Source organism: Vibrio sp. D173a (genome assembly GCF_030248475.1).
Genome location: NZ_JAHGAH010000002.1, coordinates 1 through 906 on the forward strand (window position 1 = coordinate 1; position 906 = coordinate 906).

A 906-nucleotide genomic window follows, 5' to 3' on the forward strand; every position below is an offset into this window, starting at 1 on the left:
TGAATTAAAGCGCCTTAACTAAATCAAGGCCAGCAAATCTGCTGGCCTAAAGTACGTAAGTTGAAAATGAAAAGGTCAAACAATCAAGGTTTCTTAATTAGATACCAATACCCACAAAGGCTCAGTCAATGGCAAAAGTCCTTTGCTTCCCAATTTAAGCCGATTAAGCCCGCTCATGATCCGTTAGAGCCTTTTATGACGGTAACTGATGATGTCCTAACGGTGCGTGATGCTAGGCACGGTTTACGGTTTGCGTATCTTTTACCTTTGGTTATTGGACTATGGTTTTTGGCTTTTGTTTTTGTCGGTAAGTTGGGGCCTAATTCAGCTTCTCTGATCACTGCAAAGGAGAGAGTTGCTGAGTATCAGGCTCAAAAGGCGAGAGGTGAGCCATTTGATTCTTTTGATAGAAAATGGTTTCAATATTATCGAGCTTGGTTCGATGAGAAAGGAGAATATTCTTTAATTAATTACAGCAGAGCCGTATTTAAATATGGGACCAAAAATAAACGAAAATCATTTGTGTCTGAGCTTGTTATTGCCAGCGTGACATTGTCATTAACCTTGTTCTTTACGGTGTTTTTTATTAAATCCCCGAAGCCAGCGCGTATATACTTCGATCGAAAGCGTGGTCTTGTTTACACTTGGTTTTTTGGTCGACTGGCTGCTTGCCGTTTCGAGAATTTAGGGTTCTTAGAACGCAAAACGGGCCTGCTTCTCTACTTATATTGTGAAAACAAAAAGCGCAAAGGTGGCTATGACGTCTTTCCTATCACCGTTCAGCCGACAGGGAGAGTACACCTCAACTCAGAAAAGGATAATAATTATTTCTTCGCTCAAGTGTTTAACTTTATGGACAACGGAAAGAGCGCGGTAATAACCGGCGAGAGCTTCCATCGACCAGAA

The 906-nt window shown here is 41.4% G+C and carries 1 protein-coding gene; it reads left to right on the plus strand.

Annotation, left to right across the window (positions count from 1 at the left end; all coding sequences use genetic code 11):
* Positions 1–195 precede the first annotated feature (195 nt).
* The coding region (locus tag KIV40_RS00105; protein WP_285347601.1) for a hypothetical protein at positions 196–906 on the plus strand (711 nt) is incomplete at its 3' end.